The organism is Rhizobium sp. AC27/96, from assembly GCF_001692325.1.
In the GTDB taxonomy this organism is placed as follows: Bacteria; Pseudomonadota; Alphaproteobacteria; order Rhizobiales; family Rhizobiaceae; genus Rhizobium.
In genome coordinates this window covers 1-777 of sequence record NZ_LXKN01000027.1, presented here as the reverse complement: position 1 = coordinate 777, position 777 = coordinate 1, and the positions used below count along the sequence as shown (strand labels likewise).

Genomic DNA, 777 nt, shown 5'->3' with positions numbered 1-777 from the left:
TGGCCGTGGATTCTGACGAGCCAGTGATCGGCAATTCCGAGGTGAAGAAGCTGGAAGATCGAGTGCGCGAGCTTGAGCGTATCCTCGGGCGCAAGACGTTGGAGAACGAGATTCTCCGCGAAGCTCTTTCCAAAGCCCACTCAAAAAAACCGATATCGCGGCCGATCTTGTTGCCGAAGGACGGTTCCCGATGAAGACCGTGGCTGACGTCCTTGGCGTATCGCGGTCCAATCTGGCGGAGCGCCTTAAAGGCAAGTGCAAGCCGCGTGGATCATACCTCAAAGCGGACGATGACAAGCTGCTGCCCGCCATTCGTAAACTCGTGGATGCTCGGCCGACCTATGGCTATCGGCGGATCGCTGCCCTTCTCAACAGGCAGCGGCGAGCCGCCGATCTGCCCGTCGTCAATCGCAAGCGAGTTCATCGCATTATGGCCAATCACGCTATGATCCTTGAGACACACACGGCGGCGCGAATAGGCCGTGTCCACGACGGCAAGGTCATGGTGATGCTGTCTAACCTGCGCTGGTGCTCGGATGGCCTTGAGTTCACCTGCTGGAATGGCGAGGTGGTCCGCCTCGCGTTCATCATCGATGCGTTTGACCGGGAAATTATCTCATGGGCAGCCGTCGCTAATGCCGGGATATCAGGTTCCGACATTCGAGACATGATGTTGGAGGCCGTCGAAAAGCGCTTCGGCGCAACCAGCGCCCCCCATGCAATAGAACATCTATCTGATAACGGCAGTGCATACACCGCGCGCGAGACCAGGCTGTT

Annotated in this window: 1 pseudogene; it reads left to right on the top strand. The window is 57.9% G+C overall.

From position 1 onward, the window contains the following. A pseudogene (locus A6U86_RS20930) lies at nt 1-777 on the top strand (IS3 family transposase); the annotation flags it as partial.